Here is an 18,187-nt window from a genome sequence, read left to right as displayed (position 1 = left end):
CCCACAACCCCCACCACCCCCCCACACACCCCGCGGCCGCCGGCGACCACTCCCCGGCGTACCACCACCGCGTGGGGCCCCCGCCCCCCCGCCGGCCCCCACGGGAACTCCCGTGGGGCACGGCGCGTCGGCGCGTAGCGCGTCCGTGTGCCGATCAGTCGCTCTTCGGCTCCACGAACTGCATGTCGAGCTGGATCTTCACCACTTCCCCGAGCAGACCGGGAGCGAAGCCCAGCCCGAACTCGCTGCGCCGGATCTCACCCGTGGCCTCGAACCCGGCATGCCGGCTGCCGTCCATGAGCACCTCGACCAGCCCGCCGAACTCCACGGCCAGCGACACCGGCCGGGTCACCCCGCCGATCGTCAGCTCACCCTCCATCGTCCACTCCTCGCCCTCACCCGACACCCGCGTCGAGCGGTACGTCATCGTCGGGCGCTTCTCGACGTCGAGCAGGTCGGAGGCGCGTACATGCGCGTCCCGGTCGGCGTTGCCGGTGTCGATCGAGGCCAGGTCGACGGTCGCGGAGACCCGCACGTCCTCGACCCGCTCCCCGACGGACAGTTCGGCCTCCAGCCGCTCGAAGCGCCCCCGCACCTTGGCGATGCCCAGGTGACGGATGGTGAAGTTCACGGACGAGTGGAACGGGTCCAGGGCCCAGTCACCCGGAGCCAGCGGCAGGGCGGTGGCGGCAGCGGCGGCAGCGATGTCATTCGTCATGTGCTCCACCCTGAGGGGCACGCGGCCCGGGAGGGAGACCGCCCGGAGCCTGGTAGTGGCAGGGCCACGATCCGGGCCCGCGCGCGTTGTACGTTCGGCGGGTGAGCGACAACGAGTTGGGCACGTTCCTGCGCACTTGGCGAGAAGCCGTCAGCCCCGCCGAGGCGGGCCTGCCCACGGGACCCCGGCGCCGCACCCCGGGGCTGCGACGCGCCGAACTGGCCACGCTCGCCGGTGTCAGCGTCGAGTACCTCACCCGGCTGGAACAGGGGCGCGACCGCAACCCCTCCGCCCAGGTGCTCGGTGCCCTCGCCGACGCCCTGCAGCTGTCGCTCGACGACCGGATGCTGCTGCGCCGCCTGACCAAAGAGGCGGACGGCGGCGACCCGCTGGTCTGCGCGGCGGCCCCTTCGCTCGGCTACAGCGCACGCCCCACCGTCCGGTCGGTGCTCGACCGCCTGGAGCCGGCCCCCGCGCTGGTGGTCAACTGGATCGGCGACATCCTCGCCCACACCGCGGGCTACGAGCGGCTGGCCGGACCCATCGGCCTGCTCGACGACGAACGGCCCAATCTGCTCCGGTACCTGTTCACCGACGAGCGGGCCCGCGACGCCTACCGCGACTGGGACCGGGTGGCCGACGACCTCGTCGCCCGGCTCCGGCACGGGGCCCCGCTCCGGGATCCGCACGTCGCCGAGCTGGCCGACGAGCTGACGGTGACGGCGGGGGCGGACTTCGCCGACCGGTTCGCGGACCTGGCCCTGGCCCCGCGGCGGACGGGATCCCAGCAGATCGAGCACCCGGAGGCCGGATCGCTGCGACTGCTGCACGAGACGCTCGTGCTGCCCGACGAGGGCCAGCGCGTGATCGTCCATCTGCCCGCCGACGATGCCACGGCCGCCGCCCTGGACCGCCTCGACGGTCGCCGCCCCGGCGCGCTGCGGGCCGTGGGAGAGGCCGGCTGACCGGCTTCAGCCGTCCAGCTCGTGCGCGTACGGCGGCTCCGCCCCCGCCCGTGAGCAGGTGATCGCCGCGGCGCGCGCCGCGAAGCCCAGCAGTTCCGCCCAACCGTCGGACCCCAGCGCTTCCAGGGCTCGCACGCTCAGCGCATCGCGCACCGCGAGCCCGTGCAGCAGCGCCGCGTTGACCGTGTCGCCCGCACCGATCGTGTCCACGACCTCCACCCGCTCGCCCGGCACCGTGTACTCCCCGCCGTCAGCGGTGAAGACGGTCAGCCCGTCGCCGCCCCGGGTGACCACGACCGCTGCCGGGCCCGCAGCCAGCCACTCCTGGGGCGTGCCGCCGAGCCACTGGGCGTCCTCGGCGGACAGCTTCAGCAGCGACACCGACGGCAGCCAGCTCTTGAACCGCGCCCGGTAGGCGTCCGCGTCCGGGATCAGCCCGGCCCTGATGTTCGGGTCCAGCGCGGTGAACACGCCCCGCGCCGCCGCCGAACGCATCAGTTCCTCGTACGCGCTCGCCCCCGGCTCCAGCACCAGCGAGCAGGTGCCGAAGGAGACCGCACGGGTGCCCGACGGCAGCGCGGAGGGCGCCGCGAACAGCCGGTCAGCGGTCCCGTCCACATAGAAGGAGTACGCCGCCGAGCCGTCCACGCCGACCGTCGCGACAGCGAGGGTCGTCGGCTCGGCCCCGCGCTGCACCGACGACACGTCGACCCCGGTCTCGCGCAGCCGGTCCAGCAGCGCCTCTCCGAAGGCGTCGTACGACACCCGGGAGCAGAAGGCGGCGGGGGAGCCGAGACGGCCCAGCGCCACGGCCGTGTTGTACGGGCCGCCGCCGAGCGCCGGCTGCAGCGCCGCCAGGGCACCCGCGCCCCGCGGTACCAGGTCGATCAGTGCCTCACCGGCGACGACGATCATGCGACGGTTCCTCTCTCGGACTGCGGGCCGTGCGGACTACGGGGACTGCGCGGGACTGCGTGGACTACTGGGGCTGTCGGGCCTGCCGAGGCCGTTCGGAATGCCCGGGACGTTCGGGTCGTTCGGGTCGTGTCGGCTCCTCCGGGCAGCCGCACGAGGTGCGGTGGACGAAGGCGGAGGGGAGCCGCTCCGTCCGCGCCGGCCGGTCCGGCTCGGCGAGACGCTCCAGGAGCACGTGTACGGCCCGGGCGCCGATGTCCTTGCTGGGCTGCGCGATCGCGGTGAGCCGGGGCGAGAACAGATCAGCCCAGGCGAAGTCGTCGAAGCAGCACAGCGCGATGTCGCCCGGTACGGACAGGCCGCGGGCGCGCAGGGCACGCAGTGCCCCGATGGTCATGGCGTTGTTGCCGGTGACGAGCGCGGTGGGCGGCACGGCGAGGGACAGCAGGGCCGCGGTGGCCTGTTCGCCACCGGCCGACTCCGAGTCGCCGTGCACCAGGAGCCGCTCGTCGTACGGCAGTCCCGCGAAGGCGAGACCGCTGCGGTAGCCGGTGATCCGCTCGCTCGTGGTGCTCAGCCCCGGCCGCCCCGCCACCAGCCCGATCCGCCGGTGGCCGAGGCCGGCGAGATGAGTGACCAGCCCGGACGTCGGTTCGGCGTTGTCGGCGCACACCTGGTCGAAACGGGGACCGCTGTCGCCGGCCGAGGCGCTCACCAGCCGGTCGAGGAACACCGCCGGCACGTCGTGCCGCTCAAGGTAGGCGAGCAGCCCGCGCGGATCCGCCGAGGGCGCGACGATCATGCCGTCCACCCGGCGCTCGTGCAGCAGCTGGACGACCTTGCGCTCGTGCTCCGGGTCGTCGTGCGGATCGGCGATCAGCAGGCTGTAGCCGTGTTCCAGGGCACTCGCCTCGACTCCCTGGAGGATCTCCGTGAAGTACGGGTTGCTGATCGCCGACACGGCAAGCCCGATGGAACGGGTGCGGGACGTCACCAGGGAGCGGGCCAGCGTGTTCGTGGTGTAGCCGAGCTCCTCCACGGCGTCCAGGACCGCCTGACGGGTGTGCGGCAGTACCGGCCGGGTGCCGTTCAGCACGTGCGAGACGGTCGCCACGGAGACACCGGCGCTCCGCGCGACGTCGGCCATGGTCGCCATGCCGTTCCCTTCTCCGCTGCCGGTGGTCCGGTGATACCCGGTGGGGGTGATACCCGGTGGTACCCGGTGATACCGCTGGTCCGGCGGGAGGAACGTATCGCATCCGACGGCAGACGTAAACGCTTGCGCAAACGTTTACGTCCGTACGAGACCATCATCGCGACCGCAGACCGGACAGGGCTCCGCCGTCGTGACGCCTACTCCCAGTCCCAGCCGATCCCCAGAAACCCGGCCCGCACCCGCGGCTCGACCACGTGCACCGACCGGTGGCGTCCGCTCAGGGGCAGGTCCTGGCAGCCGCTGCGCGGCGCCGCCGCCGAGTGCTGAGCGAACCGGTGGCAGCGCACCGGGAGGGCCGCCGCGTCGAAGCACACCTGGAGTGCGTACTGGCCGCCGGGGGCGTCGAAGCCCCGGACGTACTCGCGCGACTCATCCGCCGTTCCGTCCTCGACTCCGTAGCGGAACAGGAACGTGTCCCCGGCCCGCAGCCGGGTGTCGAAGAGCAGCTCGGCGGCGAACACGCCGGTATCGCGGTGCCAACGCACGCGTCCTGTACGGCAGTTCTCCAGGGCGTGCACCCTCATGCGCTCGGGCACGGCTCCCCGGTCGCCGTGGTGGACGGCGACGAAGCGGTCGACGCCGTCCCGGTGGGCGCGCACGATGTGGTGCGACTCGCGCTCGGCCAGCTCGCGTCGCGCCCCGATGCGCAGCCGCTCGTGGTGCCCGAGGGTGTGCAGGCCCCCGTCCGGCGGGCAGTCCAGCTCGGCCAGCAACTGGTCCAGGACTCCGGAGGCCTCGACGAGGGAGCGATAGGACCGGGCCGCGGGCCGCTGCCCGGACGGGCCGGCGTCGGACTCGGCGAGCAGCCGGATCAGCGACTCCTCGGGAAGGTCCAGGATCTCTTCCAGCGCGCGGACGGCTCGCAGCGACTCGGGGCGCTGCGGACGCCTGGCTCCCTGCTGCCAGTAACTCAGGCTGGTGACACCGACCTTCACGCCGTGGCGGGACAGGTGGTGCTGCACGCGTTGCAGCGGCAGCCCGCGGGCCGCGATCGCCGCACGCAGGGCGACGTGGAAGGGGCCGCCTCGCAGGGCCGAGTCCAGGTCCGCGGTGGCGACGTCCGCGTGCTGTGTGGCGTGCGGCATGCAGGGGCCTCTCTGTGAGTCGGCAACGGCTGGTCAGACCGTTCGCACTGGCCGCCCGGGGCCGTCCTGCCGGCGCACGGCAGGTCTTCACATCCGTACGCCGTCGTTCAGGGTCCCGAGTTCCACCGCATTGAAGCGTGTTGACCTGGTCCCGACAACACCTGATGCCGGACAGTGATGTACGCCCGGCCGGACATGCGAACGCCCGGGGCGTACACCCCGGGCGTTCGCGGCAGACGGTGAGTTCCTAGGAGCGGTCGCTTCCGCCCTGTTCCTCGAGGGCGAGACGCTTGGCCCGCACTATGTCGGGGTCGCGCGGGTCCAGGGCGTCGCGCAGAGCGAACGCCTCGTCCGCGTACCGGCGGGCACGGACCGTCCGCCGGGTTTTCTCGATCCGCATCCGCTTCATCTGCGCAGCCCTCCGACCCGTGGCCCGCCCGCTCCGCGTGGGAAGCGGCCGGTCCGCACTGACAACCTGTGCCTGCACCGACACGGCCCTCGTCCGCCGGACGTCGCCGTGTCCCCGTGGGAAGCCTGCATTCCCGCTACCGGCCCGCCGTAATCCCCGCGGCGGGACATGCCGTTGGAAACTGCCACCCGCCAAGCCCGTGATCGTGCCCCGCGCTCCCGTCGGACTGTCGGTGCTCGCCAGTAGGGTGTGAGACATGGTCGACCCCTCCAGCTACCGCCCCAAACCGGGTGAGATCCCCGACACGCCGGGGGTCTACAGGTTCCGCGACGAGCACCGCCGGGTGATCTACGTCGGGAAGGCGAAGAGCCTGCGCCAGCGCCTGGCGAACTACTTCCAGGACGTGGCGGGAATGCACCCGCGCACCCGGAGCATGGTCACCACGGCCGCGTCCGTGGAGTGGACGGTGGTGTCCACGGAGGTTGAGGCGCTCCAGCTGGAGTACTCCTGGATCAAGGAGTACGACCCCCGGTTCAACGTCAAGTACCGCGACGACAAGAGCTACCCGTACCTCGCGGTGACGATGAACGAGGAGTACCCGCGCGTGCAGGTGATGCGCGGTCACAAGAAGAAGGGCGTCCGCTACTTCGGGCCGTACGGGCACGCGTGGGCCATTCGCGACACCGTGGACCTGCTGCTCCGCGTCTTCCCCGTGCGCACGTGCTCGGCCGGTGTCTTCAAGAACGCCGCCCGCACCGGCCGCCCCTGCCTCCTCGGCTACATCGGCAAGTGCTCGGCCCCCTGCGTGGACCGGGTCTCCGCCGAGGAGCACCGCGAACTGGCCGACGAGTTCTGCGACTTCATGACCGGCCGCACGAACACCTACATCCGCCGCCTGGAGAAGCAGATGGGCGAGGCGGCCGAGGAGATGGAGTACGAGCGGGCGGCCCGGCTGCGCGACGACATCGGGGCCCTGAAGAAGGCCATGGAGAAGAGCGCGGTCGTGCTGGCCGACGCGACCGACGCCGACCTGATCGCGGTCGCCGAGGACGAGCTGGAGGCGGCCGTCCAGATCTTCCACGTACGCGGCGGACGCGTGCGCGGCCAGCGCGGCTGGGTCACCGACAAGGTGGAGGAGATCACCACCGGCGCGCTCGTGGAGCACGCCCTGCAGCAGCTGTACGGCGAGGAGACCGGCGACGCCGTCCCCAAGGAGGTCCTGGTCCCGGCCCTGCCCGACCCCGTGGAGCCCGTCCAGGAGTGGCTCACCGGGCGGCGCGGCTCGATCGTCTCGCTGCGCGTCCCGCAGCGCGGCGACAAGAAGGCCCTCATGGAGACGGTCCAGCGTAACGCGCAGCAGGCGCTCGTCCTGCACAAGACCAAGCGCGCCTCCGACCTGACCACACGCTCGCGTGCCCTGGAGGAGATCGCCGACGCCCTCGACCTGGACAGCGCCCCGCTCAGGATCGAGTGCTACGACATCTCCCACCTCCAGGGCGACGACGTCGTGGCGTCCATGGTCGTCTTCGAGGACGGCCTGGCCCGCAAGAGCGAGTACCGGCGCTTCCAGATCAAGGGCTTCGCCGGGCAGGACGACGTCCGCTCCATGCACGAGGTGATCACCCGCCGCTTCCGGCGCTATCTCGCCGAGAAGGAGAAGACGGGCGAGTGGACCGACGGCGAGGGCGCGGACACCCCCGAGGACGACACCCCTGAGATCAACAGCCACGGCGAGATCGTCGGGACCGGCCCCACCGAGGACGACGGCCGCCCCAGGAAGTTCGCCTACCCGCCCCAGCTCGTGGTCGTCGACGGCGGCGCCCCCCAGGTCGTGGCCGCCCGGCGGGCCCTGGACGAGCTCGGTATCGACGACATCGCCGTGTGCGGCCTAGCCAAGCGCCTGGAGGAGGTCTGGCTGCCCGGCGACGACGACCCGGTGATCCTGCCCCGCACCAGCGAGGGCCTCTACCTGCTCCAGCGGGTTCGTGACGAGGCCCACCGCTTCGCGATCACCTACCAGCGCGCGAAACGGGCCAAGCGCTTCCGCTCCAGCCCCCTGGACGACGTGCCGGGACTCGGGGACACGCGGAAGCAGGCACTCCTGAAACACTTCGGTTCGTTGAAGAAATTGCGATCTGCCACCATCGACCAGATCTGCGAGGTACCCGGCATAGGCCGCAAGACCGCGGAGACCATCGCGGCGGCCCTCGCCCAGGCGGCCCCGGCCGCACCCGCCGTCAACACGGCGACCGGAGAGATCATGGAAGAGGAACCCGGCACGGAAGCCGGCTCGGAACCCGGCACCATGGGTTCCAGTGGGGAGCCCGTGACGATGGGCGCCCCGGACGAACGACGGGGGCAGGAGACATGAATGTGAACGAGCACGACGGGCAAGAACAGCAAGCCGGAGACGGAGCACAGGTGAGCACGGGCACGCCCAACGACAAGGCCCCGGTCCCGGACGCGGCCATCCCCGAGCTGGTGATCATCTCCGGCATGTCCGGGGCAGGCCGCTCGACGGCGGCGAAGTGCCTGGAGGACCTCGGCTGGTTCGTCGTCGACAACCTGCCGCCCGCGCTGATCCCCACCATGGTGGAGCTCGGCGCCCGCTCCCAGGGCAACGTGGCCCGGATCGCCGTCGTCGTCGACGTCCGCGGCCGCCGCTTCTTCGACAACCTCCGCGAGTCCCTCGCCGACCTGGAGGCGAAGAACGTCACCCGGAGGATCGTCTTCCTGGAGTCCTCCGACGAGGCCCTGGTACGCCGCTTCGAGTCGGTCCGCCGCCCGCACCCCCTCCAGGGCGACGGCCGGATCGTCGACGGCATCGACGCCGAGCGCGAACTGCTGCGCGAGCTGCGCGGCGACGCCGACCTGGTGATCGACACCTCCAGCCTGAACGTGCACGAGCTGCGCGCCAAGATGGACGCCCAGTTCGCCGGTGAGGAGGAGCCGGAGCTGCGGGCCACGGTGATGTCCTTCGGCTACAAGTACGGTCTGCCGGTCGACGCCGACCTCGTCGTCGACTGCCGCTTCCTGCCGAACCCGCACTGGGTCCCGGAGCTGCGCCCGTACACCGGCCTCAACGAAGAGGTCTCCGGGTACGTCTTCAACCAGCCCGGAGCCAAGGAGTTCCTGGACCGGTACACGGAGCTCCTCCAGCTCGTCGCCACCGGCTACCGCCGTGAGGGCAAGCGCTACGTGACCATCGCCGTGGGCTGCACGGGCGGCAAGCACCGCTCGGTCGCCATGTCGGAGAAGCTCGCCGCCCGGCTCGCGTCCGAGGGCGTGGAGACAGTGGTCGTACACCGGGACATGGGACGCGAATGACACGACGTACTCCGCGGCTGAGCCGGCTGCGCCGGGTGGTGCCCGACGGCTCCACCGACGCACGGGCCGGCCGGCCCGCCGAGGCCCGTGGCGGCAGACCGCGCCGCCGGGGCACCCAGCCCAAGGTCGTCGCCCTCGGCGGCGGCATGGGCCTCTCCGCCTCGCTGGCCGCACTGCGCCGCATCACCGGCGACCTCACCGCCGTCGTCACCGTGGCAGACGACGGCGGGTCCAGCGGCCGGCTCCGCGACGAGCTGGGCGTGCTGCCGCCCGGCGACCTGCGCAAGGCGCTGGCCGCGCTGTGCGGTGACGACGACTGGGGCCAGACCTGGGCCCGGGTCATCCAGCACCGCTTCCAGTCCCAGGGCGACCTGCACGAGCACGCGGTCGGCAATCTGCTGATCGTCGCCCTCTGGGAACAGCTCGGCGACCATGTGCAGGCCCTCGACCTGGTCGGACGCCTGCTGGGCGCCCAGGGGCGCGTGCTGCCCATGTCCGCCGTCCCGCTGGAGCTCCAGGCCCTGGTCAAGGGCCACGACCCGGAGCGCCCGGAGGCGGTCGACACGGTCCGCGGCCAGGCCACCGTCGCCCTCACCCCGGGCGAGGTGCAGTCCGTGCACGTCGTGCCGCGCGACCCGCCCGCGGTGCCCGAGGCGGTCGGGGCCGTCCTGGACGCGGACTGGGTGGTGCTCGGCCCCGGCTCCTGGTTCTCCTCGGTCATCCCGCACCTGCTCGTGCCGGAGCTGCTCGACGCGCTCACGCAGACCAAGGCACGCCGGGTACTCTCCCTGAACCTCGCCCCGCAGCCCGGAGAAACCGAGGGCTTCTCCCCGCAGCGTCATTTGGAGGTTTTGGGACGACACGCCCCTAAACTCGCCCTGGACGTGGTGCTGGCCGACGAGGCCGCCGTGCCCGACCGCGACTCCCTGACCGACGCCGCCAAGCGGTTCGGGGCCGCGGTCGAGCTGGCGCCGGTGGCCAGACCCGACGGGACCCCGAGGCACGACCCGGAGCTGTTGGCCGCCGCGTACGACCGTATTTTTCGGATGCATGGAAGGATCGGCCCATGGCGATGACGGCAGCGGTGAAGGACGAGATCTCCCGGCTCCCCGTCACCCGGACCTGCTGCAGAAAGGCGGAGGTCTCCGCCATGCTGCGGTTCGCCGGCGGCCTCCACCTGGTGAGCGGTCGGATCGTGATCGAGGCGGAGCTGGACACCGCGATGGCGGCCCGCCGACTGAAGCGGGACATCCTGGAGATCTTCGGCCACAGCTCCGAACTGATCGTGATGGCACCCGGCGGACTGCGCCGCGGTTCCCGCTACGTGGTGCGCGTCATCGCGGGCGGGGACCAGCTGGCCCGCCAGACCGGCCTGGTCGACGGGCGCGGCCGCCCGATCCGCGGCCTGCCCCCGCAGGTGGTCTCGGGGGCCACCTGCGACGCCGAGGCCGCCTGGCGTGGCGCGTTCCTGGCGCACGGCTCGCTCACCGAGCCCGGCCGCTCCTCCTCCCTGGAGGTCACGTGCCCGGGCCCGGAGGCCGCGCTCGCGCTGGTCGGCGCCGCCCGCCGCCTGTCGATCGGGGCCAAGGCGCGTGAGGTGCGCGGCGTGGACCGGGTCGTCGTCCGTGACGGTGACGCCATCGGTGCCCTGCTGACCAGGCTCGGTGCCCATGAGTCGGTGCTGGCCTGGGAGGAGCGCCGGATGCGCCGCGAGGTGCGGGCCACGGCGAACCGGCTCGCCAACTTCGACGACGCCAACCTCCGTCGCTCGGCCCGCGCGGCCGTCGCCGCCGGTGCCCGCGTGCAGCGCGCCCTGGAGATCCTCGCCGACGACGTGCCCGAGCACCTCGCCGCCGCCGGCCGGCTGCGCATGGAGCACAAGCAGGCCTCCCTGGAGGAACTGGGCGCGCTCGCCGACCCGCCGCTGACCAAGGACGCCGTCGCCGGCCGGATCCGGCGCCTGCTGGCCATGGCCGACAAGCGCGCCTCCGACCTCGGCATCCCGGGCACGGAGTCCAACCTCGCGGACGACCTCGCCGACAACCTCGTCGGCTGACCTCACAGACCGTCAATCAGCCGGTGTCCGGCGCCCACTTGGGTGACCGGCACCGGCTTTTGCGTGTCGCTGAGGCACCCTTGACTCGATCATGGACTGTCATGAGCCTGGCATCTGTTCGCTGCTGTGGCGAACCCACGCAAGGGGGGTTCATGAGACGAAGAGCGAGATCGATCCTCGCTGTCGGCGCGCTCCTGATCGGCGGAGCGAGCTTCGCACCCATCGCCCAGGCACAACCGGGAAGTTCAGCCCCGTCCGACTCGGACGAAGTCAAGGTCTTCCGGGCCGAGGTCACCCAGCAGCAGGTACCCCTGCTGCTGGCGGCCGGCCAGGACGGCCACGAGCTCGGCGAGCAGGTGCCCGAGAAGGGCACGGGCACCGTCGAGGTCTATCTCACCGACCAGCAGGCGAAGAAGCTTCGCAAGCAGGGCGTCGACCTCAGCGAGCACAAGGTCTCCGCGGGCGCCGAGAACCGCGTCAAGAACGCCGCCGAGGGCGTGTTCCGCCCGTACAGCGGAGGGGGCGGGCTGAAGGAGGAGATCCTCCGGGCCGCGCAGCAGCACCCCGGCATCACCAAGGTCGTCTCGATCGGCAAGACGGTGGGCGGCCAGGACATCCTCGCCCTGAAGCTCACCAAGAACGCGAAGAAGACGAAGGACGGCTCCAAGCCCTCCGTCCTCTACATGTCCAACCAGCACGCGCGCGAGTGGATCACGCCGGAGATGACCCGGCGCCTGATGCACCACTACCTGGACAAGTACAGGACGGACAAGCGCGTCAAGAAGATCGTCGACTCCACCGAGCTGTGGTTCCTCCTGTCGGCCAACCCCGACGGTTACGACCACACCTTCAAGAGCGACGACAACCGCATGTGGCGCAAGAACCTGCGGGACGTCAACGGCGACGGCGTCATCAGCACCGGCGACGGCGTCGACCTCAACCGCAACTTCACCTACAAGTGGGGCTACGACGACGAGGGCTCGTCCCCGAACCCCACCAGCGAGACCTACCGCGGCGCGAGCCCGGGCTCCGAGCCGGAGACCAAGGCCCTGGACGCCTTCCAGAAGCGGATCGGCTTCACGTACGGCATCAACTACCACTCCGCCGCCGAACTCATCCTCTACGGAGTCGGCTGGCAGGTGGCCACGGAGACCCCGGACGACGTCCTGTACAAGGCGCTCGCCGGCACGCCCGAGAACCCGGCGGTACCCGGCTACCACCCGCAGGTCTCCTCCGAGCTGTACACGACGAACGGCGAGGCCGACGGCCACGCGGCGAACGTCAACGGCCTGGCGATGTTCACCCCCGAGATGTCGACCTGCGCGACGGCCTCGAACGTCGACCCGAACGACGAGTGGAAGGCGTCCGACTGCCGGTCGGTCTTCACCTTCCCGGACGACGAGAAGCTGATCCAGCAGGAGTTCGCGAAGAACGTCCCGTTCGCGCTCTCCGTCGCCGAGTCGGCCGCCCACCCCGACCGGCCGTCCTCCTCGGTCGGCATGAGCGCCGCCGACTTCACCCCGGCCGCCTTCTCCACGTCGCACTCGCGCGGCGCCGACCAGGAGATCTCCGTCGTGGCACGCAAGTCCGTGCGCGACAAGGAGCTCAGGTACCGCGTCAACGGCGGCCGCACCGAGGACATGGCGCTCAAGCCCTGGAAGGGCGGCGAGACGTACGGCGGTGAGGACAACCTCTACTTCGACGAGTACCGGGCGAAGGTCAAGGACGGCGACCCGGGCGACAAGGTCGAGGTGTGGTTCACCGGGGAGACGAAGAACGGGAAGCCGGTCTCCAGCAAGCGCTACACCTACACCGTGGCCGAGCTCCCCAGGGCGAACACCCTCGTGGTCGCCGAGGAAGGCGCCACCGCCACGCAGGCGCGGAGCTACGTCGACGCGCTCAAGGCCAACGGCCGCAAGGCCGTCGTCTGGGACGTCGCCCAGCAGGGCGCGCCCGACGCGCTCGGCGTGCTGAGCCACTACGACACCGTCGTCCACTACACGGGCGCGGGCGCCCCGGGCGTCGCCACCCAGCTCCAGCTGCGGGCCTTCCTCAACGAGGGCGGCCGGCTGATCGAGGCGGGCGAGCAGGCCGGCGGCAGTGTCGACCTGGGCGGCGGCACCCTGTCGAACGACTTCAGCCAGTACTACCTGGGCGCCTACAGCCGCACCTCCACTCCCGGGGCGACCGGCTTCACCGGCTCCGGCAGGCTCGGCGGCTTCACGGGCACGCTCGCGGGCACCCCCGGCAACCCGCTGGACAAGGCGGGCACCTACGCGGTCACCTCCGGCGAACTCCCCGCCGACACGTATCCGCAGTTCGCGAGCGAGGGAGCGGGACAGTTCGCCGGCACGGTGAACCCGTACGGCCCGTACGCCGGCTCCTCCATGGCGGCGGCCGTCCACACCAACGACGGCTACAAGCGCCTCACCCGCACCGTGGACCTCACCGGCACCACGGCCGCCGACAAGCCCACGCTGCGCACCCAGCTGCTGTGGGACACCGAGCCCGGCTACGACCACGTCCTGGTCGAGGCCCACACCACCGGCGCCGACGACTGGACGACCCTGCCCGAGGCGGGCGGTGCCACCAAGGCCACCGTGCCGGAGGAGTGCGCGGCCGGCTACTACATCAATGAGCACCCCTGGCTGAAGCGCTACCTCACCCCGACGGACGCCGGCTGCACCGCGGCCGGCAGCTCCGGCCAGTGGCACAGCCTCACCGGCGCCTCCAGCGGCTGGCGGCAGGTGAACTTCGACCTGAGCGCCTACGCCGGCAAGACGGTCGAGCTGTCGATCAGCTACGTCACCGACCCGGGCACCGGCGGGCGCGGCGTACTCGCCGACGACGCCTCGCTCGTCATCGGCGGCACCGCGAAGGAGACCGAGGGCTTCGAGACCTCCCTCGGCGCCTGGAAGACGGCCGGCCCGCCGGCGGGCAGCCCGGCCGTCCTCAAGGACTGGACGCGCACCGGGGCGCTGTTCCAGACATTCGGCGCGGTCACCACGGACGACACCGTGCTGCTGGGCTTCGGCCTGGAACACGTCGCCGCGGCGGCCGACCGGACGGCACTGATGAGGAAGGCGCTCGCTTCCCTGGACGGGTGACCCATGAGGGCCGCTCTTTCCCCGAAAGGGTGACGTCCCTGGTCAACAGGGGCGTGCTCCGTGTAGCGAAATCGAGTGATCTTGCTCTCAGTGGTGGGCGGTCCGTACCCCTACTGGCGGGTACGGACCGCCCTGCCGTGTATGAGGCATCTGGATGTCACCACCTGGGGCTCAGGGAGGTAGGGTCGTAGGCGGTCGGGGACATCCCAAACAGAGCTCGCCGGCTCTTCATGGCCGGCGTACCAACGAGGAGATCGGTTCGTGACGATCCGCGTAGGCATCAACGGCTTCGGCCGCATCGGCCGCAACTACTTCCGTGCGCTGCTGGAACAGGGTGCGGACATCGAAATCGTGGCTGTCAACGACCTGGGTGACACCGCGACCACCGCTCATCTGCTCAAGTACGACACCATCCTGGGCCGCCTCAAGGCAGAGGTGTCGCACACCGCAGACACGATCACGGTCGACGGCCACACCATCAAGGTGCTCTCCGAGCGCAACCCCGCCGACATCCCGTGGGGCGAGCTGGGCGTCGACATCGTCATCGAGTCGACCGGCATCTTCACGAAGAAGGCCGACGCCGCCAAGCACCTCACCGGCGGCGCCAAGAAGGTCCTCATCTCGGCTCCGGCCAAGGAGGAGGACATCACCATCGTGATGGGTGTCAACCAGGACAAGTACGAGCCGGCGAACCACCACGTCATCTCCAACGCCTCCTGCACCACCAACTGTGTGGCGCCGATGGCCAAGGTCCTCGACGAGAACTTCGGCATCGTCAAGGGCCTGATGACGACGGTCCACGCGTACACCAACGACCAGCGCATCCTGGACTTCCCGCACTCGGACCTGCGTCGCGCCCGCGCCGCCGCCGAGAACATCATCCCGACGACCACGGGTGCCGCGAAGGCCACCGCGCTGGTCCTGCCGCAGCTCAAGGGCAAGCTCGACGGCATCGCGATGCGCGTCCCGGTCCCGACCGGCTCGGCCACCGACCTGGTCGTGACGCTCCAGCGCGAGGTCACCAAGGACGAGGTCAACGCCGCGTTCAAGAAGGCGTCCGAGGACGGCGACCTCAAGGGCTACCTGGCGTACACCGAGGACCAGATCGTCTCCTCGGACATCGTCAGCGACCCGGCCTCCTGCACCTTCGACTCCTCCCTGACCATGGTCCAGGAGGGCAACTCGGTGAAGATCCTCGGCTGGTACGACAACGAGTGGGGCTACTCCAACCGCCTCGTCGACCTTACGGTCTTCGTCGGCAACCAGCTCTGATCAACCAAGCAGGCACGACCATGTGAGTGCAGGGCTCGGGCAGCGCGAGGACGCGCTGTCCGAGCCCTGACGCACGTACAGATCAGAGCTGTTCGATCACGAGCGCTTACGAGCGATCACGAGCTCTTTCAGGAGTCCCCTCATGAAGACGATCGACGAACTCCTCGCCGAAGGGGTCGCGGGCAAGCGGGTTTTCGTCCGCGCGGACCTGAACGTGCCGCTGGACGGCACGTCGATCACCGACGACGGCCGTATCCGCGCCGTGCTGCCCACGGTCAAGGCCCTCGCCGAGGCGGGCGCCCGCGTGGTCGTCGCCTCCCACCTGGGCCGCCCCAAGGGTGCCCCGGACCCGGCCTTCTCCCTCGCCCCCGCCGCCGCGCGCCTCGGTGAGCTCCTCGGCGCCGACGTGACCTTCGCGACCGACACGGTCGGCGAGTCCGCGCAGGCCGCAGTCGCCGCCCTGAGCGACGGCCAGGTCGCGGTCATCGAGAACCTGCGCTTCAACGCCGGCGAGACGAGCAAGGACGACGCCGAGCGCGGCGCCTTCGCCGACCGGCTCGCCGCCCTCGCCGACGTCTACGTGGGCGACGGCTTCGGCGCGGTGCACCGTAAGCACGCCTCCGTGTTCGACCTCCCGGCCCGGCTGCCGCACTACGCCGGCTACCTCATCGCGACCGAGGTCGGCGTCCTCAAGAAGCTCACCGACGAGGTCGAGCGGCCGTACGTCGTCGCGCTCGGCGGGGCCAAGGTCTCCGACAAGCTCGCCGTGATCGACGAACTGCTCGGCAGGGCCGACCGCATCCTCATCGGCGGCGGGATGGCCTACACCTTCCTCAAGGCCAAGGGCTACGAGGTCGGCGTCTCCCTCCTTCAGGAGGACCAGATCCCCGCTGTCCAGGAGTACATGGAGCGGGCCGAGAGGACCGGCGTCGAGCTGGTCCTGCCGGTGGACATCCTCGTCGCGACCGAGTTCCCGGACCTGAAGACCAAGGCCCCGGCCAACCCCACGACCGTCGCCGCGGACGCCATCCCGGCCGACCGGATGGGCCTCGACAACGGGCCCGAGACCTGCAAGCTGTACGCGTCCAAGCTCGCCGACGCCGCCACCGTCTTCTGGAACGGGCCCATGGGCGTCTTCGAGCACCCCGACTACGCCGAGGGCACCAAGGCGGTCGCCCAGGCCCTCGTCGAATCCAAGGGCTTCACCGTGGTCGGCGGTGGCGACTCCGCCGCCGCCGTGCGCACCCTGGGCTTCGACGAGACGGCATTCGGCCACATCTCGACCGGTGGCGGCGCCTCCCTCGAATACCTCGAGGGCAAGACGCTCCCCGGCCTCGCCGCACTGGAGGACTGACCCACATGACCGCGCGCACGCCGCTGATGGCGGGCAACTGGAAGATGAACCTCAACCACCTCGAGGCCATCGCCCACGTCCAGAAGCTCGCCTTCGCCCTGGCCGACAAGGACTACGAGGCCGTCGAGGTCGCCGTCCTGCCGCCCTTCACCGACCTGCGCTCCGTGCAGACCCTGGTCGACGGCGACAAGCTCAAGATCAAGTACGGCGCCCAGGACATCTCGGCGCACGACGGCGGTGCCTTCACCGGCGAGATCTCCGGCCCGATGCTGGCCAAGCTGAAGTGCTCGTACGTCGCGATCGGCCACAGCGAGCGGCGCCAGTACCACGCCGAGACCGACGAGCTGGTGAACGCCAAGGTCAAGGCCGCCTACAAGCACGGCCTGACCCCCATCCTGTGCGTCGGTGAGGAGCTGGAGGTCCGCGAGGCGGGCAACCACGTCTCCCACACCCTCGCCCAGGTCGAGGGCGGTCTGAAGGACCTCCCCGCCGAGCAGGCCGAGACCGTCGTGATCGCCTACGAGCCCGTCTGGGCCATCGGCACCGGCAAGGTCTGCGGAGCCGGGGACGCCCAGGAGGTCTGCTCCGCGATCCGCGGCAAGATCGCCGAGCTGTACTCGCAGGACCTGGCCGACAGGGTCCGGATCCAGTACGGCGGCTCGGTCAAGGCGGGCAACGTCGCCGAGATCATGGCCCAGGCCGACATCGACGGCGCCCTGGTCGGCGGCGCCTCGCTGGACGCCGACGAGTTCGTCAAGATCGTGCGGTTCCGCGACCAGTGAGTATGCGGTAGCGGCGTAACGTCGTACCCTTGCGGGGTCCAGCATGTGCTGGGCCCCGCGTCGTCCGTCAGAATCCGAGGAAGTTGGTCCAGCCGTGGTTATGGGGTTCTCGATCGCCCTGATCGTCTTCAGCCTGTTGCTGATGCTGCTGGTGCTGATGCACAAGGGGAAGGGCGGCGGCCTCTCCGACATGTTCGGTGGCGGCATGCAGTCCTCCGTCGGCGGCTCCTCGGTCGCCGAGCGCAACCTCGACCGGATCACCGTCGTGGTCGGTCTGGGCTGGTTCGCGTGCATTGTCGTGCTCGGCATCCTGATGAAGGTGAACAACTGACCGAGACGCACTTCGCACGAACTCGTACGCAAGGCCCCATGTTCGGTACGCGCAGCTGAGCGCGGCCTATCATGGGGCTTGCGTCTTAGTGTGAGGGTTGTAACTCCAATCACTGGACGCGCGTTGGGCCTTACGTAGACTGAGGCGCTCGCAGCGAAGCGGAACGCCGACTCGCTTCGCGGCACCATCACGCAGGGAGTTACGACCGTGGCAAGTGGCAACGCGATCCGGGGAAGCCGGGTCGGGGCGGGGCCGATGGGCGAGGCCGAGCGCGGCGAGTCCGCGCCGCGGCTGCGCATCTCCTTCTGGTGCTCCAACGGACACGAGACCCAGCCGAGCTTCGCCAGCGACGCGCAGGTGCCCGAAACCTGGGACTGTCCCCGCTGCGGATTCCCGGCCGGCCAGGACCGGGACAACCCCCCGGACCCACCGCGCACCGAGCCCTACAAGACGCACCTGGCGTATGTACGGGAGCGGCGCAGCGACGCGGACGGCGAGGCGATCCTCGCCGAGGCGCTCGCCAAACTGCGGGGCGAGATCTAGGAATTGAGACCGGCCGGGCACCAGCAGGTGCCCGGCCGGAGCTGCTCTCACGGGCCGCCTGCGGACCGATTGTCAGTGGTGCCCTCTACGGTTTGTGCATCGGACAC

Annotated in this window: 16 protein-coding genes; 11 read left to right on the top strand and 5 right to left on the bottom strand. The window is 70.8% G+C overall.

Features of this window, described 5'->3' with window-relative positions; genetic code table 11:
• Positions 1-154 precede the first annotated feature (154 nt).
• The gene (locus ACIBK5_RS17010; RefSeq protein WP_399020359.1) at positions 155-718 is read right to left on the bottom strand and encodes a YceI family protein; all 564 of its coding nucleotides are present in this window, start codon (positions 716-718) and stop codon (positions 155-157) included.
• A 101-nt stretch (positions 719-819) separates the two neighbouring features.
• Between ACIBK5_RS17010 and ACIBK5_RS17005 the strand changes: the two genes are divergently transcribed.
• Positions 820-1,683, top strand: a complete 864-nt coding sequence (locus ACIBK5_RS17005; RefSeq protein WP_399020357.1) for a helix-turn-helix domain-containing protein — start codon at positions 820-822, stop codon at positions 1,681-1,683.
• 6 nt (positions 1,684-1,689) lie between these two features.
• Here ACIBK5_RS17005 and ACIBK5_RS17000 read toward each other — a convergent pair whose 3' ends face one another.
• The 4 genes from ACIBK5_RS17000 to ACIBK5_RS16985 all read right to left on the bottom strand — a co-directional run bounded on the left by ACIBK5_RS17000 (position 1,690) and on the right by ACIBK5_RS16985 (position 5,299).
• Positions 1,690-2,598 (bottom strand): carbohydrate kinase, encoded by a 909-nt coding sequence (locus ACIBK5_RS17000; protein ID WP_399020355.1) that lies wholly within the window; start codon positions 2,596-2,598, stop codon positions 1,690-1,692.
• A 64-nt stretch (positions 2,599-2,662) separates the two neighbouring features.
• Complete coding sequence (locus ACIBK5_RS16995) at positions 2,663-3,754, bottom strand: LacI family DNA-binding transcriptional regulator (RefSeq protein WP_399020354.1); 1,092 nt, start codon at positions 3,752-3,754, stop codon at positions 2,663-2,665.
• A 197-nt stretch (positions 3,755-3,951) separates the two neighbouring features.
• Positions 3,952-4,899: a hypothetical protein gene (locus ACIBK5_RS16990; RefSeq protein ID WP_399020352.1), complete on the bottom strand. Its 948-nt coding sequence runs from the start codon at positions 4,897-4,899 to the stop codon at positions 3,952-3,954.
• A gap of 247 nt (positions 4,900-5,146) precedes the next feature.
• Entirely contained in the window at positions 5,147-5,299 is a 153-nt protein-coding gene (locus ACIBK5_RS16985) for a hypothetical protein (protein WP_184597020.1), read from the bottom strand.
• 265 nt (positions 5,300-5,564) lie between these two features.
• Here ACIBK5_RS16985 and uvrC point away from each other — a divergent pair, with 265 nt between their 5' ends.
• From uvrC to ACIBK5_RS16935, 10 genes are all read left to right on the top strand, one after another.
• Complete coding sequence (gene uvrC, locus ACIBK5_RS16980; protein ID WP_399020350.1) at positions 5,565-7,679, top strand: excinuclease ABC subunit UvrC; 2,115 nt, start codon at positions 5,565-5,567, stop codon at positions 7,677-7,679.
• Positions 7,676-8,635 carry an RNase adapter RapZ gene (gene rapZ, locus ACIBK5_RS16975; RefSeq protein WP_399020348.1) on the top strand — a complete coding sequence of 320 codons (960 nt, stop codon included), beginning with the start codon at positions 7,676-7,678 and terminating at the stop codon, positions 8,633-8,635. The genes uvrC and rapZ overlap by 4 nt, the downstream gene beginning before the upstream one ends.
• Positions 8,632-9,711: a uridine diphosphate-N-acetylglucosamine-binding protein YvcK gene (gene yvcK / locus ACIBK5_RS16970; protein ID WP_399020345.1), complete on the top strand. Its 1,080-nt coding sequence runs from the start codon at positions 8,632-8,634 to the stop codon at positions 9,709-9,711. Before rapZ ends, yvcK begins: the two co-directional genes overlap by 4 nt.
• Positions 9,702-10,691, top strand: a complete 990-nt coding sequence (gene whiA, locus ACIBK5_RS16965) for a DNA-binding protein WhiA (protein WP_382498783.1) — start codon at positions 9,702-9,704, stop codon at positions 10,689-10,691. Before yvcK ends, whiA begins: the two co-directional genes overlap by 10 nt.
• A gap of 152 nt (positions 10,692-10,843) precedes the next feature.
• On the top strand, positions 10,844-13,798 hold the full coding sequence (locus tag ACIBK5_RS16960) for a M14 family zinc carboxypeptidase (RefSeq protein WP_399020343.1): 2,955 nt from the start codon (positions 10,844-10,846) through the stop codon (positions 13,796-13,798).
• Positions 13,799-14,059: 261 nt separating this feature from the next.
• A complete protein-coding gene (gap, locus tag ACIBK5_RS16955; protein WP_399020341.1) occupies positions 14,060-15,070 on the top strand; it encodes a type I glyceraldehyde-3-phosphate dehydrogenase in 1,011 nt (336 codons plus the stop codon).
• A gap of 142 nt (positions 15,071-15,212) precedes the next feature.
• A complete protein-coding gene (locus tag ACIBK5_RS16950) occupies positions 15,213-16,424 on the top strand; it encodes a phosphoglycerate kinase (RefSeq protein ID WP_399020339.1) in 1,212 nt (403 codons plus the stop codon).
• A gap of 5 nt (positions 16,425-16,429) precedes the next feature.
• Complete coding sequence (gene tpiA / locus ACIBK5_RS16945; RefSeq protein ID WP_399020337.1) at positions 16,430-17,206, top strand: triose-phosphate isomerase; 777 nt, start codon at positions 16,430-16,432, stop codon at positions 17,204-17,206.
• A gap of 100 nt (positions 17,207-17,306) precedes the next feature.
• Complete coding sequence (secG, locus tag ACIBK5_RS16940; protein ID WP_184596855.1) at positions 17,307-17,537, top strand: preprotein translocase subunit SecG; 231 nt, start codon at positions 17,307-17,309, stop codon at positions 17,535-17,537.
• Between the two features lie 207 nt (positions 17,538-17,744).
• Positions 17,745-18,080 (top strand): RNA polymerase-binding protein RbpA, encoded by a 336-nt coding sequence (locus tag ACIBK5_RS16935; protein ID WP_003976875.1) that lies wholly within the window; start codon positions 17,745-17,747, stop codon positions 18,078-18,080.
• Positions 18,081-18,187: the final 107 nt, after the last annotated feature.

The organism is Streptomyces sp. NPDC050546, assembly GCF_044457425.1.
Classification (GTDB): Bacteria; Actinomycetota; Actinomycetes; order Streptomycetales; family Streptomycetaceae; genus Streptomyces.
This window is presented reverse-complemented; position numbering and strand designations above follow the sequence as displayed.

What these genes read in the sequence shown, in the direction of transcription:
- ACIBK5_RS17010 (WP_399020359.1), bottom strand. Translation starts at nt 718, where the DNA reads ATGACGAATGACATCGCTGCCGCCGCTGCCGCCACCGCCCTGCCGCTG.
- ACIBK5_RS17000 (WP_399020355.1), bottom strand. Translation starts at nt 2,598, where the DNA reads ATGATCGTCGTCGCCGGTGAGGCACTGATCGACCTGGTACCGCGGGGC.
- ACIBK5_RS16995 (WP_399020354.1), bottom strand. Translation starts at nt 3,754, where the DNA reads ATGGCGACCATGGCCGACGTCGCGCGGAGCGCCGGTGTCTCCGTGGCG.
- ACIBK5_RS16990 (WP_399020352.1), bottom strand. Translation starts at nt 4,899, where the DNA reads ATGCCGCACGCCACACAGCACGCGGACGTCGCCACCGCGGACCTGGAC.
- ACIBK5_RS16985 (WP_184597020.1), bottom strand. Translation starts at nt 5,299, where the DNA reads ATGCGGATCGAGAAAACCCGGCGGACGGTCCGTGCCCGCCGGTACGCG.
- uvrC (WP_399020350.1), top strand. Translation starts at nt 5,565, where the DNA reads ATGGTCGACCCCTCCAGCTACCGCCCCAAACCGGGTGAGATCCCCGAC.
- rapZ (WP_399020348.1), top strand. Translation starts at nt 7,676, where the DNA reads ATGAATGTGAACGAGCACGACGGGCAAGAACAGCAAGCCGGAGACGGA.
- yvcK (WP_399020345.1), top strand. Translation starts at nt 8,632, where the DNA reads ATGACACGACGTACTCCGCGGCTGAGCCGGCTGCGCCGGGTGGTGCCC.
- whiA (WP_382498783.1), top strand. Translation starts at nt 9,702, where the DNA reads ATGGCGATGACGGCAGCGGTGAAGGACGAGATCTCCCGGCTCCCCGTC.
- ACIBK5_RS16960 (WP_399020343.1), top strand. Translation starts at nt 10,844, where the DNA reads ATGAGACGAAGAGCGAGATCGATCCTCGCTGTCGGCGCGCTCCTGATC.
- ACIBK5_RS16950 (WP_399020339.1), top strand. Translation starts at nt 15,213, where the DNA reads ATGAAGACGATCGACGAACTCCTCGCCGAAGGGGTCGCGGGCAAGCGG.
- tpiA (WP_399020337.1), top strand. Translation starts at nt 16,430, where the DNA reads ATGACCGCGCGCACGCCGCTGATGGCGGGCAACTGGAAGATGAACCTC.
- secG (WP_184596855.1), top strand. Translation starts at nt 17,307, where the DNA reads ATGGGGTTCTCGATCGCCCTGATCGTCTTCAGCCTGTTGCTGATGCTG.